The sequence below is a fragment of the Vibrio sp. MMG023 genome, from assembly GCF_021654215.1.
GTDB classification, from domain to species: Bacteria; Pseudomonadota; Gammaproteobacteria; order Enterobacterales; family Vibrionaceae; genus Vibrio; species Vibrio jasicida.
In genome coordinates this window covers 417,091-433,374 of record NZ_JAKFZP010000001.1, presented here as the reverse complement: position 1 = coordinate 433,374, position 16,284 = coordinate 417,091, and the positions used below count along the sequence as shown (strand labels likewise).

17 protein-coding genes are annotated in these 16,284 nt (G+C 45.9%); 8 read left to right on the top strand and 9 right to left on the bottom strand.

Annotated features, from left to right (window positions below):
* Nucleotides 1-43: 43 nt before the first annotated feature.
* Genes L1076_RS01900 through pdhA form a run of 3 tightly spaced genes read right to left on the bottom strand, consistent with a single transcriptional unit; the run spans nt 44 to nt 3,253 of the window.
* Nucleotides 44-1,186: a dihydrolipoamide acetyltransferase family protein gene (locus L1076_RS01900; RefSeq protein WP_237303022.1), complete on the bottom strand. Its 1,143-nt coding sequence runs from the start codon at nt 1,184-1,186 to the stop codon at nt 44-46.
* Nucleotides 1,183-2,166, bottom strand: a complete 984-nt coding sequence (locus L1076_RS01895; RefSeq protein WP_009696326.1) for an alpha-ketoacid dehydrogenase subunit beta — start codon at nt 2,164-2,166, stop codon at nt 1,183-1,185. The genes L1076_RS01900 and L1076_RS01895 overlap by 4 nt, the downstream gene beginning before the upstream one ends.
* Complete coding sequence (gene pdhA, locus L1076_RS01890) at nt 2,159-3,253, bottom strand: pyruvate dehydrogenase (acetyl-transferring) E1 component subunit alpha (protein WP_237303021.1); 1,095 nt, start codon at nt 3,251-3,253, stop codon at nt 2,159-2,161. The genes L1076_RS01895 and pdhA overlap by 8 nt, the downstream gene beginning before the upstream one ends.
* A 595-nt stretch (nt 3,254-3,848) precedes the next feature.
* Here pdhA and L1076_RS01885 point away from each other — a divergent pair.
* From L1076_RS01885 to yegD, 3 genes are all read left to right on the top strand, one after another.
* Nucleotides 3,849-4,169, top strand: coding sequence for a DOPA 4,5-dioxygenase family protein (locus L1076_RS01885; protein WP_038873466.1), 321 nt, complete (start codon nt 3,849-3,851; stop codon nt 4,167-4,169).
* A 235-nt stretch (nt 4,170-4,404) separates the two neighbouring features.
* Complete coding sequence (locus tag L1076_RS01880; RefSeq protein ID WP_038873467.1) at nt 4,405-5,031, top strand: hypothetical protein; 627 nt, start codon at nt 4,405-4,407, stop codon at nt 5,029-5,031.
* 86 nt (nt 5,032-5,117) lie between these two features.
* Nucleotides 5,118-6,470: a molecular chaperone gene (gene yegD, locus L1076_RS01875; RefSeq protein WP_045405181.1), complete on the top strand. Its 1,353-nt coding sequence runs from the start codon at nt 5,118-5,120 to the stop codon at nt 6,468-6,470.
* Between the two features lie 238 nt (nt 6,471-6,708).
* Here yegD and L1076_RS01870 read toward each other — a convergent pair whose 3' ends face one another.
* Nucleotides 6,709-7,185, bottom strand: a complete 477-nt coding sequence (locus L1076_RS01870) for a copper chaperone PCu(A)C (protein ID WP_038873472.1) — start codon at nt 7,183-7,185, stop codon at nt 6,709-6,711.
* Nucleotides 7,186-7,270: 85 nt separating this feature from the next.
* Nucleotides 7,271-7,732, bottom strand: a complete 462-nt coding sequence (locus L1076_RS01865) for a hypothetical protein (RefSeq protein WP_038873475.1) — start codon at nt 7,730-7,732, stop codon at nt 7,271-7,273.
* Nucleotides 7,733-8,107: 375 nt separating this feature from the next.
* On the opposite strand from L1076_RS01865, the gene L1076_RS01860 reads away from it, so the two are divergent.
* Nucleotides 8,108-9,148: a hypothetical protein gene (locus tag L1076_RS01860; protein ID WP_045405184.1), complete on the top strand. Its 1,041-nt coding sequence runs from the start codon at nt 8,108-8,110 to the stop codon at nt 9,146-9,148.
* Nucleotides 9,149-9,213: 65 nt separating this feature from the next.
* Here the strand turns inward: L1076_RS01860 and L1076_RS01855 are convergent, their stop codons facing one another.
* From L1076_RS01855 to L1076_RS01845, 3 genes are all read right to left on the bottom strand, one after another.
* Nucleotides 9,214-9,510 carry a hypothetical protein gene (locus L1076_RS01855; RefSeq protein WP_038877133.1) on the bottom strand — a complete coding sequence of 99 codons (297 nt, stop codon included), beginning with the start codon at nt 9,508-9,510 and terminating at the stop codon, nt 9,214-9,216.
* A 117-nt stretch (nt 9,511-9,627) separates the two neighbouring features.
* A complete protein-coding gene (locus tag L1076_RS01850; protein WP_042602915.1) occupies nt 9,628-9,963 on the bottom strand; it encodes a hypothetical protein in 336 nt (111 codons plus the stop codon).
* A 122-nt stretch (nt 9,964-10,085) separates the two neighbouring features.
* The gene (locus tag L1076_RS01845; RefSeq protein ID WP_237303020.1) at nt 10,086-11,267 is read right to left on the bottom strand and encodes a DUF5666 domain-containing protein; all 1,182 of its coding nucleotides are present in this window, start codon (nt 11,265-11,267) and stop codon (nt 10,086-10,088) included.
* A gap of 89 nt (nt 11,268-11,356) precedes the next feature.
* Here L1076_RS01845 and L1076_RS01840 point away from each other — a divergent pair, with 89 nt between their 5' ends.
* The 4 genes from L1076_RS01840 to L1076_RS01825 all read left to right on the top strand — a co-directional run bounded on the left by L1076_RS01840 (nt 11,357) and on the right by L1076_RS01825 (nt 15,753).
* The gene (locus tag L1076_RS01840) at nt 11,357-12,025 is read left to right on the top strand and encodes a response regulator transcription factor (protein WP_038873507.1); all 669 of its coding nucleotides are present in this window, start codon (nt 11,357-11,359) and stop codon (nt 12,023-12,025) included.
* Nucleotides 11,997-13,238, top strand: coding sequence for a HAMP domain-containing sensor histidine kinase (locus L1076_RS01835; protein WP_038873489.1), 1,242 nt, complete (start codon nt 11,997-11,999; stop codon nt 13,236-13,238). The genes L1076_RS01840 and L1076_RS01835 overlap by 29 nt, the downstream gene beginning before the upstream one ends.
* Nucleotides 13,239-13,395: 157 nt before the next feature.
* Nucleotides 13,396-14,325, top strand: coding sequence for an SRPBCC family protein (locus L1076_RS01830; protein WP_237303019.1), 930 nt, complete (start codon nt 13,396-13,398; stop codon nt 14,323-14,325).
* A 138-nt stretch (nt 14,326-14,463) separates the two neighbouring features.
* Nucleotides 14,464-15,753, top strand: coding sequence for an alkaline phosphatase (locus L1076_RS01825; protein ID WP_038873495.1), 1,290 nt, complete (start codon nt 14,464-14,466; stop codon nt 15,751-15,753).
* An 82-nt stretch (nt 15,754-15,835) separates the two neighbouring features.
* On the opposite strand, the gene L1076_RS01820 is transcribed toward L1076_RS01825, so the two are convergent.
* Nucleotides 15,836-16,279: a hypothetical protein gene (locus tag L1076_RS01820; protein ID WP_104027150.1), complete on the bottom strand. Its 444-nt coding sequence runs from the start codon at nt 16,277-16,279 to the stop codon at nt 15,836-15,838.
* Between the last annotated feature and the right edge of the window lie 5 nt (nt 16,280-16,284).

Genomic DNA, 16,284 nt, shown 5'->3' with positions numbered 1-16,284 from the left:
GGCTTCCGATTGGAAGCCCTTCGCTAATTATGGCAAAAGCTGCTTAAACACTCGGTTTTCTCAAGTGCTCTGCCAGCACTTTTGTGAACCTTGCCGCTTCACCGCCAGTACATGCTCGGTGATCAAAAGTAATCGACAGCGGCATGGCTTTCACTACCACAGCTTGCCCGTCTCGAATTACGACCTTCTCAATGATTCGACCTGCACCGACAATCGCGACTTGTGGCGGTGTGACCACTGGCGTTGCGTAAATGCCTGCAATTGCTCCGAAGTTTGAGAGCGTAATGGTGGCGTGCTGTAACTGTTCACGCCCGATCTTACGTTCACGTATGCCTTGCACCGTTTGGTCTAACCAACGACGTACCTCTTGAGGCTCGTATTCATCAGCGTGTCGTAGAACAGGCACGTACAAACCATGTCGACTGTCTACGGCAATACCAATATTCACCGTACTGTGGACACAACGCGTCATGGTTTCTGCATCGAACCATGCATTCATGGCGGGCTCTTCCTGACACGCATGCACGATCGCTTGGACCAGACGAATACTGATATCTTCACTTTGCTCCCAGCCTTCCAACACCGCTTCTTCGGTAATGGTGACCGCTGCGACATTGTGATGGGATTCCGCCATGGTCGACACCATGGTTCGGCGTGCGCCTTTGAGTACTTCTGTACCTGGACGCTGTTTGCCGGCTTCGTCGTAAATGTCGGCGTCGACAATCAAACCGTCCGGACCACTGCCTTTGACCAAATCCAAATCCACACCCAGTTTCTTCGCTAGTAAGCGAGCAGAAGGAAGTGCTGTGATGAGATTATCCGGTGATGGGTTGTGTTCGCCACCAATCCAGAAATCATCCACATTCACGCTGTGTGCATGTTGGGAGACATTACCAACCACGGTAGCAGCATCGACAGTTTGTTTTTTCTCGGAGACAGTTTGTTCTGCTCCCGTTTCATCGATTTCCAGAAGTAGAGCACCAATGTTGATTACATCGCCTTCTTCGCCACGACGACTCACGATACGACCGCCATAAGGCGCAGGAACATCCACGGTTGCTTTTGCGGTTTCGACGGTAAGCACCACTTGATCCAGCTTGACCATATCACCGACACTAATATGCCATTTCACAATTTCTGACTCAGCGAGACCTTCGCCGAGATCGGGTAAGTTAAACGTCTTCATTTCCAATCCTCCACGAGTTCGCGCGCGGCGAGCACAATGTCTTCTTCCTGAATCATGTAATAATCTTCGTTGCGGTAGTACGGCATGATGGTATCCATGCCCGTGACGCGTTTTGGTGGCGCTTTGAGTAGGCACATGGCATGTTCTGCGGTTCTGGCTAGCAGTTCTGAGCCGACACCACAGGTTTTGCTGGCTTCATGGACCACCAAGAGGCGTCCGGTTTTCTCTAGCGAACGGAAGATGGTCGCGGTATCAATGGGTTTGATGCTGGCTAAATCAATCACCTCAACTTCGATACCTTGATTGGACAGCGTTTGAGCCGCTTGCAGTGATTCGACAACACACGCTCCCCAAGTCACTAACGTAATGTCGCGACCTTTGCGAAGGGTAAAACAAGTGTCGAGAGGTAGCGCTTCACCATTATCCACCACTTCAGATTTCACTGTGCGATAGATACGTTTTGGCTCAAAGAACATCACCGGATCGTTGCTACGAATGGCTGCTAGAAGCAAACCATAAGCGCGTTGCGGTGATGAAGGAATCACAACCTTAAAGCCTGCGGTGTGAGCAAACAACGCTTCTACACTTTCAGAATGGTGCTCTGGTGCATGAATACCGCCACCAAATGGCGCGCGGAACACTGCAGGGCAGGTGAGTCGACCACGAGTACGGTTACGCATTCGCGCCGCATGACACATCAAATGCTCTAATGCAGGGAAGACAAAGCCTTGGAATTGAAACTCTGCCACAGGTCGTAAGCCTTGCGTTGCCATGCCGACAGTGACACCGCCAATAAGCGCTTCAGCAAGAGGTGTGTCGATAACGCGCTTAAGACCGTATTTTTGTTTGAGTCCAACTGTGGCGCGGAATACACCGCCGTTATCACCCACGTCTTCGCCAAGGACGATGACATTCGGATCGTGTTCCATTTCATGGTGCAATGCGAGGTTCACTGCTTCAACTAACGTGAGTTCAGCCATGTTTCCCTCCCTGCATTCGCATTGCTTTGTTGATTAGCTCATCCCTTTGCGCATGAAGCTCTTGGGGTAGGGATTCATAAAGGAAGTCGAAGCCCGTTTCAGGCGCTTGATTCGGCATATTGAGATAACGTTCAACGGCGAGTTCAACTTGTTCTTTGCAGTGGGTTTGCCACTCTTGCTCTTTCTCGTTGCTCCAAACGCCTTGATTGGTGAGAAAGGCTTTAAGTCGACGGACGGGCTCATATTGCCAAGCCGTTTGAACTTCATCCTCGTTACGATAACGGGTCGCGTCGTCGGCAGTAGTGTGATCGCTCAAGCGGTAACTTACGGCTTCTATTAACGTTGCGCCTTTGCCTTTTCTGGCTCGGTTAAGCGCATTCTTTGTTGCATCAAACACCGCAACGATGTCATTGCCATCCACCGTAATACCGGGGATGCCGGCGCCTTTGGCTTTTTCTGAGAGAAATTCCGCAGCACATTGCAAACTGCGCGGCACGGAAATCGCCCATTGGTTATTGTTCACCACAAAAACTAATGGGATGTTCCATGCGCCCGCACAGTTAATGGATTCAAGGAAGTCGCCTTTGGAAGTGCCGCCATCGCCGCACATCACCAAAGCGGCATCGTGATTGCCTTGGATTTTCAGTGCCGCCGCAACACCAACGGCATGGGTACACTGAGTTGCGATTGGGACACAGAAGGGGAGATCTTTACTAGGAAAAGGACTGCCTTCAGGCGCGAAGTCGCTGCCGCGTTCATCGCCTCCCCAATATTGCAGGTTCTTTTCCATTCCTATGCCACGGCACCACATGGCGGGCATATCACGATAATAAGGCACGAAAACATCGGTGGTGTTAAGCGCTCTGCCCACAGCAATACCAACAGCTTCCGAGCCAAGGTGTGATGGGTAGGTGCCCAATTTCCCAGTGCGTTGCAGGGCAACGGCTTTGTTATCGTAGGTCCGGGTTAATACCATGTCCTGGTAAAATCCGACCAAAGTTTCAAGATCAGCCCAGTTGGGTAGTTGGCTGACGAGGTTCCCATCATGGTCGATAAACCGATGCATGGGTAATGCCTGAACGTTCATCTCAAGCTCCTTTTGACGCTGCGGGTCTTTTGGACTGCAGCTGCTCATTATTTCGATCTCAGCCTGTATGGGTACTCAGGCTTTGATATCAGCGCAAAAGGTCATACCTAGGATTGCAGTTGTTTTTGATAGTTATTGACGCATCTGTCGTTCGTCTCTCTAACAAAACTGTGTTCTGGAAAAACACAAGGCGTCGCTTGATACTGCTGTTTACACCGCCTAATCCAGTGATGAATCTTGATATAACCAGATACTGTAAGTGTAAACAAAATGTTAAATTATGCTTTGATTTACGCAATGCTCCACAGTAAAATTTCGCTTACAGTGTATTTTTATAGGATAAAACACTGGTTTTAAGAATTGTACGTTTTCAGAATTGAATGGAATCACTGACTTTGACCAGAAATTTGCGACAAAATTACGCTGTGAAATTTTACAACTTGAATGGTTTTTAAGCACTTTGAGGTGATAATTCAGTAACACGTTATTCTCGTCGTCACGCTTTGACTAGATAGAGTCACTTGTCACTTCCCAAGGTTGGGGAATGCATGTAGTGTGACCCATAATTAAAGTCTGTGATACTCATGGAGAAGTTATGTACCACATTCATGTTTATTTTCCGCTTCAGCAGCAGGAAAAAGCTCAAGCCTTGAATGAAATTATTCGTCAAGAACGCCAAGACGTGCTGCGCGTTTTTCCGTTAGTGTGTAAATTGGTTGGGCCCCATAAGATGCCAATGTTTGAACTGCACGTTGAATCCGTGAGCGAGGAATTTATCGCTTGGTTAGATACCATTCGAGGTGGCTTCTCTGTCTTAATCCATCCAGTCAGCGATAACGAATTACGTGATCACACAGAACATGCGATTTGGCTCGGGCGGGAACTCGGAGTATTTGAGGAAAAGCTCGAAGCGTAAATCGTTGGGGTAGGCGACGTTTCCCCTCCTTGTTCGTCCTACCCAGATTCAGCAATTCCGTCCATCGTGTGCTAAACCTAAATAACGATAGTGACAAAAGAGTCACCATCGTATGTTCTTATATTTGATGTTTAGCAACGCATTAAAACAAGATTTAGCATATAAATCAGGGAAGTGCAGTATACGACCCCAACGCCATTGGCAGTGGAAAGGACATTTCTAGAGGGGAAAGGAGATGCTAACAATACTCTTGGTGGCACTAGCGCTGTATATCTTTTGGCTGTTGTTTCGTAATGGCCCTGCATTTGCCGAGCGTGTGCCAAGTAAAAAACGCAATTGGGTCGGACCAACCGCTAACCAAGAAGAGTGGCAAGGCTATTGTTCAGAAGTCTTTCAACCATTCAGTTCTCAAACTACCTTTTATGCCATCGCCTATTTTGCCAACTTCGTTGCGGCTGCGAATGCGATTTCGTGGTCGATCATTTATGAAGGTGACTATCCCATCATCATGAGTCGTTTTGGTAGCTATTTCATCGTTAATACTCATGATGCGCTGTTGGTTTCAGGGTTTGTCGCGTTGGCGTGCTTTATTATAAATTGGCAACTTGCTGTCCATTGCGCAGGAATCATGAGCCAATATTTGGTGCGCATACTCATCATTAACCGCACTCGTTTCGTAGCGATTAGCTTAGTGTTTTGTAGCTATTTTGCATACTTACTTACAGTAGGCATTTTTTGGCTCTTCCACGATGGATACTCGATTTGGCATGGGCTTACGCTCACTCCGGTATTTCTGCTTTTGGCGTTGCTTCTTGCGTTTGTACTGCCCTCAATGAAAAAAGAGCCTGTAGAGAAAGACTAAAGCCAGATTCAATTCAAGTTGTTGCGCTAGAATTTCCACGACTGTTGAGGTAGGATTGCCGACCTTTTTTGTCAGTGGGAGGACTTATGTACATCGGCTTTGACTATGGCACCGCAAACTGTTCGGTGGCGAAAATGGAACAAGGTGAGCCTCAGTTGCTTAATCTTGAGGGGAATAGCCCTTACATTCCTTCCACCCTTGCGTCACCAACGCGTGAATCGGTGTCTGAACACCTATTTCGTCATCGTAATATCAAGCCTTTTGATAAAGTGGGTGAGCAAGTTCTGCGTCGCGCTATAAACTTCAACCGCGAAGAGAGCATTGAACTTGAGCCAGAAGACATGGCGTTTGGACAAGCAGCGCTGAATCGTTATTTAGAAGATCCTCGCGATATCTATTACGTGAAGTCACCAAAGTCTTTCCTCGGTGCTTCTGGTCTGCGTGATGTTCAGCTGAGTTTCTTTGAAGATCTGGTTTGCGCCATGATGGACAACATCAAAGCGCAAGCAGAGAACAGTGCGCAGCAAATTATTACTGATGCGGTGATTGGTCGTCCTATCAATTTCCACGGACGTGGAGGAGAAACGGCGAACATCCAAGCAGAAGGTATTCTCTTAAGAGCAGCAAAACGTGCTGGCTTCCAAAATGTTGAGTTTCAATTTGAGCCTGTTGCCGCGGGTCTGGAATATGAAGCGACGCTAACGGAAGATAAAACCATTCTGGTGGTCGATATTGGCGGTGGTACGACAGACTGTTCTTTGATTCAGATGGGACCATCTTGGCGTGGTAAAGCGGATCGCACAGCAAGTCTGTTGGCGCACAGTGGCCAGCGTGTCGGTGGTAACGATTTGGATATTGCATTGGCGTTCAAACAACTGATGTTCCCATTTGGTATGGAGAGCAAGATGGAGTCGGGCATCGTTATGCCAACCACACAGTTCTGGAACCCAATTGCCATCAACAACGTAGAAGCGCAGAGTGACTTTTATTCTCGTGAGAACCTTTCGGCGTTGAAACTTCTGCACAAGCAAGCGCAAGAGCCACAAAAGCTTGCTCGCTTGTTAGAGGTTTACCATGAGTCTCTGGGTTATAACATTGTCCGTCGTGCGGAAGAGGCGAAAGTCGCGCTTTCTGAACAAGCGTCTTACCGTGCGGGCATTAACTTGTTGTCTGAGTTGATTGAAGTCGATGTTCAACGTGATGAGATGATTGAAGCGATTGAATCACCTAAGAATAAGATGACGGCTTTGGTTACTGAAGCGGTAGAGCAAGCGGGCGTAAAACCGGATGCGATCTTTATGACAGGCGGTTCGGCACGTTCACCTATTTTGCGTGATGCAGTGCAGACAGTATTGCCAAATATTCCGGTGGTGAGTGGTAACTACTTTGGTTCGGTCACCGCAGGTCTAGCGCGCTGGGCAGAGGTTTGCTTTAAGTAAGACTGAGTTAGCTGTTAATAGATTCCTGATCTCGCCTAGGCTCGTCGGAATGACGAGGGTGGAGTTTGGTTGATGTGTTGAGCACTAAGCCACTCAAACTTTGATAGAAGACTAAATGGGGTCATTCCCTAGAGCGGGGGACGAGCGAGTAGGGAATCTCTCAAGTACACATAATTAAAGTCTGAGCACCAAAAGCAAAAGAGCCCGCTGAAGTCGCGGGCTCTTTTCGTTTAAGCGATTAATGGTGGTGCGTGTGCTTTTCCATGTGGTCTTTTTTCTCAACCGCCATTTCTACTTCCACTTTACCTGCTTTTTTGAACGTCAAAGTCACAGGGAAACGGTCGCCTTCTTTTAGCGTTTGGGTTGGGTTGAAGATCATGAGATGGAAGCTGCCTGGCTTGAATTCCACTTTCTGCTGAGGCTCTACCACGACTTCATCAATCTTAATCATCTTCATCATGCCGTCTTCTTTCGTGTGAGTATGAATCTCTACACGGTCAGCAATCGGTGTTGAAGCTGCGATCAGCGCGTCATCAGCATCACCTAGGTTACTTAGCTGGAAGAAACCGCCAATCACTGGCGCATTTGGTGGCGCCTCTCGGCTCCAAGGATGATCGATGTGAATCTTGCCTGCTTCGTATTCGTGAGCAAGGCTGAGTGGGCTTGCTAATAGAGCAATAAGAGCGAAGGCTGTGGTTTTCATTGTTTTAAGCATTAGTGTTTTCCTTTTGAAATTTTGCTTCTCCGAATCGTTTGCTCGATCGGACTAATTGTTATTGTTGTGCGCCACATGCAGAGCATTAGGCAAGGAAAGCACGAGGTGGTGATTGTTTTGGTGCGACGTGTTTATACACTTGTCGACCACATAGGGCGAAGTCGTAGGATATTAATGTGTGCTTGCGGCGTCGCAGCCAAAAGATGGTGGCAAGAAAGAGCCCTAACGCAACGGAGATAAAGAATTGAGCGGCTTGCAATAACGGACATTCAAATTGGATGCTGTCGTGCAGATTGAGATCTTGAATGAAGTCTGAGTTGGGAAGTGCATTCGCTTGAATTAACTCGTTAACATCGACCCATTTAAAGCCATCTGCAGTACACAGTAGCACCTTCTCATCTTGTACTTGGTTGAGCCAGTTTTCACCGTGAATTTGCGTAGGGTTGAGCGCGACGGTGGATGTCAGGTACAACTGAAACAGCACTGCGATGATTATCGCTACTGCGCTTATAGTTGGTTTTCCTGATTGTATTTTGACTGTTTCCATACGACGCGATACTTCATTGTTTCGGCGCGGGATACTAACAAATGAGCGTTAAATTGTAACTGGTAGTTTATAAAAAGGTGATGTGAGTGTGTTTTATTTGTTTTGTGGATTATTGTTCTAAAGATAAATATCTAAAATTGCGTTGCTCACGGCACAGCTTAACCTGTTGGCTTGCTGAATGGTGCGGATTTGATTGGTGATTTTACGTGCTAGAATCGCGCTTATTCGATTCAAAGTGACTATCTATTCTTCACTTGTTTTCCATTAACGGAATTATGACAGTAATTTAATAAAGGATACGGTATTCTCCGCACCTTTGTAGTTGCCTGAAGCGCCCGTCATATAAGGGTTGCGGAATCTTAAGAAATTTCTCCAATGAAATACGAACAACAGATCGGATATCGATATCCTAAAGGTCGCTTTGCGATGGTGAGCGTGTATGCGTTTACTGGTGCAGCGATTTTAGCATCGACTATTTTCTCTCTTTTACTGTTTTTGTCGATTGATGAAAACCCAATGATGCAGGCGCTATTTGGCGGTTTGGCCATCATATTTGAAGCGGGTAAATTTTACGCTTGGTATGAATATGGTGAGCGTCGTGCCCATCGAAACTACGCAGGTGCCTTAACGGCATTGGTGTTTTATTTGGTTCTCGCTGCCATTTCTATTGGTGGCAGTATCGGTGGTATCAACAGTGCGACCAACAGTGCACAAAGCCATATCTCGGTAGAGCAGGCAAAAGTTGAAGCCTACAACCGTCAGATTGCATCAATCGATAAACAGATTGAACTGAACAACATGGCGGCGCAAAAGTACATCGAAATGGAGCGCATCGCGACAGGTGTCTCTCGTATTCAAGAGCAAAACAAGAAATTGCGTGAAGAACAGCAACGCCTAGCGACGGAACGCGACAGCTTACCGCCAGTAGCGCAAGGTTCGGTGATCGGCTTGATTGACAGCTTGGCGAAAGCATTCGGTACTACATCGTCTCAAGCGCAGCTTGGTTTGGTGGTCTTCTTATCAATCTTGTTGGACTTCTTCGCAGCGTTTTTCGTTGGATTGATTGGTGAAGAGAACCGCTTCCGTCATTACTTCCGCAGAAACGATGGTATTACGCTAGCGAACGTTCGTGATATTGAACTCGAACCGGCGGGTTACTTACCTCATATTAAAGAGGAAGAACAACCTGAAATGTCTGTGCCAATTGAGCCAGAAGAACCAAAGACGTTATTAGAACAAGTGAGTGATGCGCTAAAAGGGCATCAAGTGACATGTACTAAGAAAGCCGTCGCGAAGCAGTTCCGACTTTCAGCAGAAGAAGTTGATAAAGTATTTGAAGAATTGGCTGAGCTTGGTTTAGTCGGTAAGAAAGCGAATCACCATTACCATTGGATTGGTCAAGCTGAAGCGGCTTAAGCATTTCGAGCGAAAAACAAAAGAGCGTCCATCTGGGCGCTCTTTTTGTACGCGGAAACACAGCATTAATCCGTGATGATTTTCTTGGTTGTGTTCTTAAGAGGTTTCTTTTCTTTTTCTGGCATTGCAGCATCAACTGCTTTACCTGCAATCCCCTCATCTGGCAGAGCGTCTTTGCCCGCTTCTACGGTGGTATCTTTCAACGCTTCTTTTGGGGTACAACGACCACCAACACCAACAACCGCTTTGGTTGCCGTTGCTTTCGCGGCTTTTTCAGCATCACAGTCGGGGTCCATTACGCCTGCATAGCTGGCTGTAGAAACAAACAAGAAAAGAAGGAGGGCCAGATTACGTATTTTCATTCCAGTTACCGTATTTATGTAAACATGCATTAAGTGTAACTGAGGGATTCTGATTTGCAGGAAAAGAAAAGTGCCGCCAAAGCGACACTTGTGGGTTTCTGTTGTAATTTCGGAAGTTTAGTCGTTCGCGAGCTCAATTTCTCTTGCGATATTTTGATCACCTACAACCACACCATCAACCTCAATCGTTGCACCATCTAGGTTGGCTTCCTGTACTCCTTCGAGTTGAGTATTGCTATCAATCACGACGGTTTTGGTTTGAAATTCAGGCCCATGCTCGTTTTGGCAAGCAAGAACAAACGTTCGGGAGTCTGCGTTATAGCTGTTTACTGAACCGGTGCACTCAAAAGATTCAACTCGCTCTGGTGTTGCATCAGCCTTTGTTGCAGCAAAACTGCTTGCTGAAGCACAAGCGCTGAAAATCATCATTAGAGGCAGTGTTATTTTACGCATTATTAATCCCTCATTTGGTCATACGTATCTGTTGTAAAGAGGATAGAAGAAAAGTCGACACGGGAGGAAAAGAAGCATCAAATTGTGATGCTTCTTAAATATTTGCGTGTATTTACATTACGTTAGTCGTCGTGGCTTTCTGCTTCTACTTCACGTGCTACGTTTTGGTTGTTGATGATCACACCTTCAACTTCGACTTTAGTGCCGTTTAGATTGTGCTTTTCTAAGCCTTCAAAGCGAGTTTGAGCGTCAATCACAACGGTGTTGTTGGACATGACTTGGTCTGCATCATCTTCACAGCGTGAAACTTGGAACGTTTCCGTGTTTACGTTGTAGTTTGTTACCACACCTTCACATTCAAACTCTTTACCTTGCCAGTTACTGTCGTGGTCACCATCAAAATCTGGGCCGTCGATCTCGACTTCGGTCGCGGTGCGAACGCCATTTTTCATTACAGACGTTACTTCAACTTCTTGGCCTTGTTTCAAGTCGGTTTTAGTTCCGTCTTCAAAGCGGGTCGCGTTATCGACAACGAAGTTACCACGGTAGTTTAGTGAGAATTGGCTGTAGTCATTAGCGACCCAAGTAACAATGCCTTCTACGTCGTTATCACCGACCAAGCTGTCGTAGTTTTCGACTTCAACTTCTGTAGCCATGAAAACATCGCCTTGCATCGTACCTTCGGCTTCTACCCATTCGCCAACGCTCAAACCATCAACTCGGTCATAAGAGACTGTGACGTTCGCACCTAGTTTGAATGTACCGTTATTGGTGTCAATGCTTGAGATACGACCTTCAATTTCATCAGGACCGTTGTAATCGAAATCAAACTTAACGACGGATAGCACTTTGTAGCCCGCATCAGCGGTTGGTAGTGAAGACACCATAACCCAGTCGCCTTGGTCGATTTCATCACTTAAACCTTCGAAATGAAGTTCAACACCGTTTACCGTGAACGTTTTGTTGATGTGGTCAATCGCGGTCACCGTGCCAGTCATGGTCGGTTCTAGCGTAACAACAACCGGTTCCTCTGTTGATTTTTCTGTTCCAGAACCCACTTGAACCATCATGTTTGGCTGAACGGCGCCAAGGTTGGTTTCTTTTGAACCATACATGACTTCAGAAACGCGGTAGGTGTAGCCATTTACTGTAATGGTGCTTTTCGCTTCATTTACGGACTCAACCGTACCAATCGCTGAGCTTGGTTTTGCTGCCGGTTGAGGTGAAGAGCTGCCACCGTCACCAGAACCACCACAACCCGATAATGCCATGCCCACTGCGGCTACAAGCGCTAATTTTTTCATGATTTATACCTGTTTTTGAAAGCTTATTTATGAATTTGGTTGTATCTTATGATGCGTATCGTGAAGTGTTCGTGAAGAAACGTGAGCCTATGAAAATATTAATTGTCGATGATAATCACAATGTTTCAGAAACTATTGCCGATTATCTGGAATTGGAAGGGATGACGATAGATTGCGCTTATCATGGAGAGGCCGCGCTAAATTTAATTCAAGAGAATCATTATGATGTGATCATTATGGACATCATGATGCCGAAACTTGATGGCATCAGTACCGTCCATAAACTGCGTCAAGAGTATCTATGTGGTACGCCGATATTATTTTTAACCGCCAAAGATACGTTAGACGACAAAGTTGCCGCGTTTCAAGCTGGGGGTGACGACTATTTGATGAAGCCATTTGCAATGCAAGAGTTGAGTTTACGTGTGCATGCACTGGCAAATCGAGGCCCGAGACAAGATGTTGGCACGCTCAAATTTGCCGACATTAGTTTAGATGTGCGTACCGACCAAGTCACAAGAATGGGTAAAGCACTCAAACTGAGTCGTATTCAAACTAAGATCTTAAAACTGTTATTAAAGCGGGCTCCGGCATCGGTATCTCGAACCGAAGTTATTGAGGATGTCTGGGGGGATGAACCTCCGGGCAGTGATGCGTTGCGTAGTCATATTTACGGGCTAAGAACTGCACTCGACAAAGGGTTTGATGATTCTAGATTAGAGACCATTCATGGACAAGGTTACCGACTTAAAGCATAAAGATTACCCAAGTATTTATCGCAAAATTCGTTGGGGTTTTGGCCTTATGACGTTTGCAATGTTTACGTTGTTTTGGTCATTAATTTATGTGGCAGAGAACAAACTGGAAGTGTTGAGCTTGCATCACTGGCTCGATACTGAAGTGGTTCTATACAAAGAGAATTACAAAAAGCAGGGTTGGGATGCCCCTTTGCCAAACGTGATGGAGTTTGATTCCTACTGGAGCAAAGCTCCGACACCTGATTGGTTGCTGTCGTTTAAGTTTCCAGGCTTCTATGAATACCTATTAGGTGAAGAGGATAAGCACTTTGTTGTCTTCGAGCACCCATCTGGTGAAGGATTGATGTACATCGTCTTTCAAGATGATTCCGATGATTATCTGGATGAGTACGAAAGCTCGTTGCATCAGTTTACTTTTTTCTTGGGTGGCTTGTTTTCCATCATCATGGTTGGCTACGGTGTTTACATGGTGCGAATTCTTTCTCGTCCACTGGCGAAAATTGAAGGCAAAATCGGCTGTATGCCGCCGGACCAACCCGCGTTTGAAGTCGATACTAAGTTCAGTGAAACCCGACATATTGAGCAAACTTTGCTGGACAGTAAAAACAACATCGCAGGTTACTTCCGACGAGAGCAAGAGTTTAGCCGATTTGCATCACACGAACTTCGAACGCCCATCATGGTAATAAAAGGCTCTGCAGATATTTTAAGCCGAGTGCCAGATCAACCACGCGTCGCGCAAAAAGCCATTGCGCGTCTTCAACTGGCCAGTGAAGAAATGCGGGTTCTAACGGAAGCTTTCTTACTGTTAGGGAAAGAGAATGTTGAGCCGCAGCACTACGGCGACCATGAATTGATTGTTTGCCTCAATCAACAGCTAGAAGAGCTTGCTCCTCTGTTTGCTAAACAAGGTGCAGAGTACCAGTTAAGGGAAAAAGACAGTGGTGTGGTGCATGCGCCTGAGAGTTTTATCACCATTGTGATCAATAACCTGGTTAAGAATGCATTCAGTTACAGCGTTGGTGACATCGAGATTGAACTGAATAGCACTCAATTGGTGGTTGTGAATCGCCATGATGGTAATGAGACCTACAATGCCGGTTATGGCTGTGGGCTTGTGATTGTGCAACGCATCTGTGAGCGCATGAGTTGGCCGTTTGAATTAGAGGATGATGGCGTAAGGTTTACGGCCAAAATCGACTTTGTTTCCTGATTGAGCACTTCGATTAGGGGAGTGCTTCGAACGGTGTGAATAACGAAAAGCCAGAGATTTCACTCTGGTTTTTTTGTACCTAACTGCCAGTGAAAAAAGAAAAAACACTGATATGAATTAGACTCTAGGGAGTGGAAGGGAAACTCAAGGAGCGACTATGCTTTCGTACCACGTCAGTAAGAGCGTTGAAATCGAAAAGACACAAAGCGAAATTATCGATTACCTCAAAGATTTTAAGAATTGGCCGGAATGGTCTCCTTGGCTTATTTTAGAGCCGGATTGCGAGCTGACTTACAGCAATGAGCAGGGGCTGGTCGGTTCCGGCTATCAGTGGAACGGGAAGCGTGTTGGTACTGGGGCAATGGTCTTAGAGAGCACACAAGAACATCGTTTAGATATGGAATTGCACTTTTTCCGCCCTTTTAAAAGTCATGCGAAAGTGACGTTAATCGTTACGCCATCAGAGAAAGGATCTGTGGTGGAATGGCAGATGCAATCAAGCGTGCCGTGGTTTTTATTCTTCTTGAAAGGCATGTTTAAAAGCATGATTGAGATGGACTATGAACGTGGGCTGCGCATGCTGAAGCGCCAATTAGAGACCGGAACTGTCTTATCTGAATTGGTTGAAGTCGGTAGTCGTCAGCAAAATGAAATTAACTACATTGGCTTAACGGGTTCCGGCATGATGAATGATCTGGGACCAATCATGCAAGATCACATTGAACGATTATTTGACCTCGTAGAAAAAGAGAAGCTACCTGTGACCGGAGAGCTCTTTTGCTATTACTTATCCATGGACATGAAGCGTGGATACTTTGAATTTATTACCTGTTTACCAGTTAAAGCTGGCGTTGCCGCGATGGGGGATTTTGTTGCGGGAACTATTCCGGCCAGTGACACCTTTGTTGTGGAGCATAAAGGTGAATATTGGTTTCTGGGTAATGCGTGGTCAATGGCGATGAGTGTGACTCGGCATGATGGTGTTAAAGTGAAAAACAAACCTTTGGGTATTGAACGCTACTTAAACAGTCCGCATGATACTGAGCAGGCTGAGCTGCGCACTGAGGTTATCTTATTTAAGAAATGATGTGCGTTGTAAAACTATGAACTAACGCCATGTTTCATCCTAACTGCATGATAGTATTCGTTAATGCTTTAACATTAGAACGATACTCAAGTTGATGAGTGCCATATTGGCATCATCGCATTATGTCATGGATGAGATATGAAACTGAAAACCCCTCTAATAACTGCCTGCTTATTTGCCAGTCCTGTCTTTGCCAGCGAGGCGCCTAAAAACATCATCTATATGATTGGTGATGGGATGGGACCTGCCTTTACCTCTGCCTACCGTTATTATCATGATGACCCAGCCACAAAAGAGATTGAGCCGACGGTGTTTGACTCGATCTTAGTTGGTATGGCAAAGACGTATCCTGATGATGTCACCTATGTTACTGACAGTGCAGCAAGCGCGACGGCACTTAGCAGTGGCATTAAGAGTTATAATGGTGCTGTGGCGGTTGATGTCGATAAAAAGCCAGTTAAAACCATGCTTGAGATGGCAAAAGAGCAGGGGATGACGACTGGATTAGTTGCAACGTCACAAATTAATCACGCCACGCCAGCGAGCTTTGCAGCTCACAATGAATCTCGTCGAAACTATGATGAGATTGCCAATGACTACATTGATAACAAAGTCGATGATCAGTTACCTGTTGATTTATTACTTGGTGGCGGTGTGCGTTATTTTGAACGTGAAGATCGCAATTTGGTTGAAGAATTTAAACAGCAAGGTTACCAGTACATTACCGATTTCAAAGACCTTCCTGCATTGCAAACTTTACCTGCTTTAGGCCTGTTCGCAGATAAGGCATTTCCATTTGCGCTTGATGAGAATCCCACTCGTCTAGAGGAAATGACCAACAAAGCTCTCTCACTGCTGCAACGTCGAGATAACGGTTTTTTCGTTATGATTGAAGGCAGTCAAATTGATTGGTGTGGCCACGCGAACGACATTGCGTGCGCGATGGCAGAAATGGATGACTTTGCCAAATCGATTGAATTGGCGAAAGCTTATGTCGATGCGCATCCAGACACTTTGTTGGTGGTGACGGCTGACCACTCCACAGGCGGTTTAACTATCGGTGCAAATGGACAATACCAATGGGATACAGAGGCGATTAAAGGAGTTCATCAAACTGCATGGCCCTTAGCGATGTCATTAGCGCAGTCTCACGATATGATCAAAACATGGAATGCTTCTGTGGATTGGGAATTGTCGAAAGAGCAAGGTAGACAACTCGCTTATGCGAAATTAAGTGAAGAACCAGCGAAAGCGCTTTATAAAGAAGTGAAAGACATCATCAACAAGAAGAGTTTTACTGGTTGGACGACGAAGGGCCATACCGCTGTTGATGTTCAAGTGTTCGCTTACGGGAAAGGGGCTGATAAGTTTGTGGGCTCACAGAACAATACCGATATTGCCAAGAAGTTGATCGGGTTTATTCAATAAATTAGATTGAAGCTGATTAGTAAAGAAAATGCCTCAGCGATTGCTGAGGCATTTTTATCAGCCAACTTCTCTTGCTAGAGAATTATTGTGCACGGTATTTACCGCTGTTTAGTTCAATTTTAGACGCTTTTACGCGACTGTCCGCATTTAGGTAATCACTGATGCCAAGAAGATCTTGGCCTTCTGATGCTTTAAACACCGCGGATTCACCTTGTGCGAAGACAACTTCAAGTTTCAGCTCCTTTGCTACAGCCTTTGCATCCGTAGGACTTTTTACTGTTACAAAGATAAGGCCTGTGGCTTTAGATACGTTACTAAACGCGTTCTTAAACACCTCATCACCGGCATGCAGTTCAGCGGCTTCAGATAAGTTATTGACTGATAGCTTACGGTAGTCTTGGCCGTTAACTTCTAACGCGTCAGAAGCGACGAATAACTCAGGGGTTGGTTGCTCTGCCAATTGCTGTGCACTTGCAGTTGCCGCCATTGTTGAAAGAGCCAGAATAGAAAAAGTCATAAATTTCATGTGAT

Excerpts from the sequence above, each read along its gene's own strand:
- L1076_RS01840 (WP_038873507.1), top strand. The coding sequence starts at position 11,357 with ATGAAAATATTAATTGTCGATGATAATCACAATGTTTCAGAAACTATT.
- L1076_RS01835 (WP_038873489.1), top strand. The coding sequence starts at position 11,997 with ATGGACAAGGTTACCGACTTAAAGCATAAAGATTACCCAAGTATTTAT.
- L1076_RS01880 (WP_038873467.1), top strand. The coding sequence starts at position 4,405 with ATGCTAACAATACTCTTGGTGGCACTAGCGCTGTATATCTTTTGGCTG.
- L1076_RS01860 (WP_045405184.1), top strand. The coding sequence starts at position 8,108 with ATGAAATACGAACAACAGATCGGATATCGATATCCTAAAGGTCGCTTT.
- L1076_RS01885 (WP_038873466.1), top strand. The coding sequence starts at position 3,849 with ATGTACCACATTCATGTTTATTTTCCGCTTCAGCAGCAGGAAAAAGCT.
- L1076_RS01865 (WP_038873475.1), bottom strand. The coding sequence starts at position 7,732 with ATGGAAACAGTCAAAATACAATCAGGAAAACCAACTATAAGCGCAGTA.
- L1076_RS01845 (WP_237303020.1), bottom strand. The coding sequence starts at position 11,267 with ATGAAAAAATTAGCGCTTGTAGCCGCAGTGGGCATGGCATTATCGGGT.
- pdhA (WP_237303021.1), bottom strand. The coding sequence starts at position 3,253 with ATGAACGTTCAGGCATTACCCATGCATCGGTTTATCGACCATGATGGG.
- L1076_RS01830 (WP_237303019.1), top strand. The coding sequence starts at position 13,396 with ATGCTTTCGTACCACGTCAGTAAGAGCGTTGAAATCGAAAAGACACAA.
- L1076_RS01825 (WP_038873495.1), top strand. The coding sequence starts at position 14,464 with ATGAAACTGAAAACCCCTCTAATAACTGCCTGCTTATTTGCCAGTCCT.
- yegD (WP_045405181.1), top strand. The coding sequence starts at position 5,118 with ATGTACATCGGCTTTGACTATGGCACCGCAAACTGTTCGGTGGCGAAA.
- L1076_RS01870 (WP_038873472.1), bottom strand. The coding sequence starts at position 7,185 with ATGCTTAAAACAATGAAAACCACAGCCTTCGCTCTTATTGCTCTATTA.
- L1076_RS01850 (WP_042602915.1), bottom strand. The coding sequence starts at position 9,963 with ATGCGTAAAATAACACTGCCTCTAATGATGATTTTCAGCGCTTGTGCT.
- L1076_RS01855 (WP_038877133.1), bottom strand. The coding sequence starts at position 9,510 with ATGAAAATACGTAATCTGGCCCTCCTTCTTTTCTTGTTTGTTTCTACA.
- L1076_RS01900 (WP_237303022.1), bottom strand. The coding sequence starts at position 1,186 with ATGAAGACGTTTAACTTACCCGATCTCGGCGAAGGTCTCGCTGAGTCA.
- L1076_RS01820 (WP_104027150.1), bottom strand. The coding sequence starts at position 16,279 with ATGAAATTTATGACTTTTTCTATTCTGGCTCTTTCAACAATGGCGGCA.
- L1076_RS01895 (WP_009696326.1), bottom strand. The coding sequence starts at position 2,166 with ATGGCTGAACTCACGTTAGTTGAAGCAGTGAACCTCGCATTGCACCAT.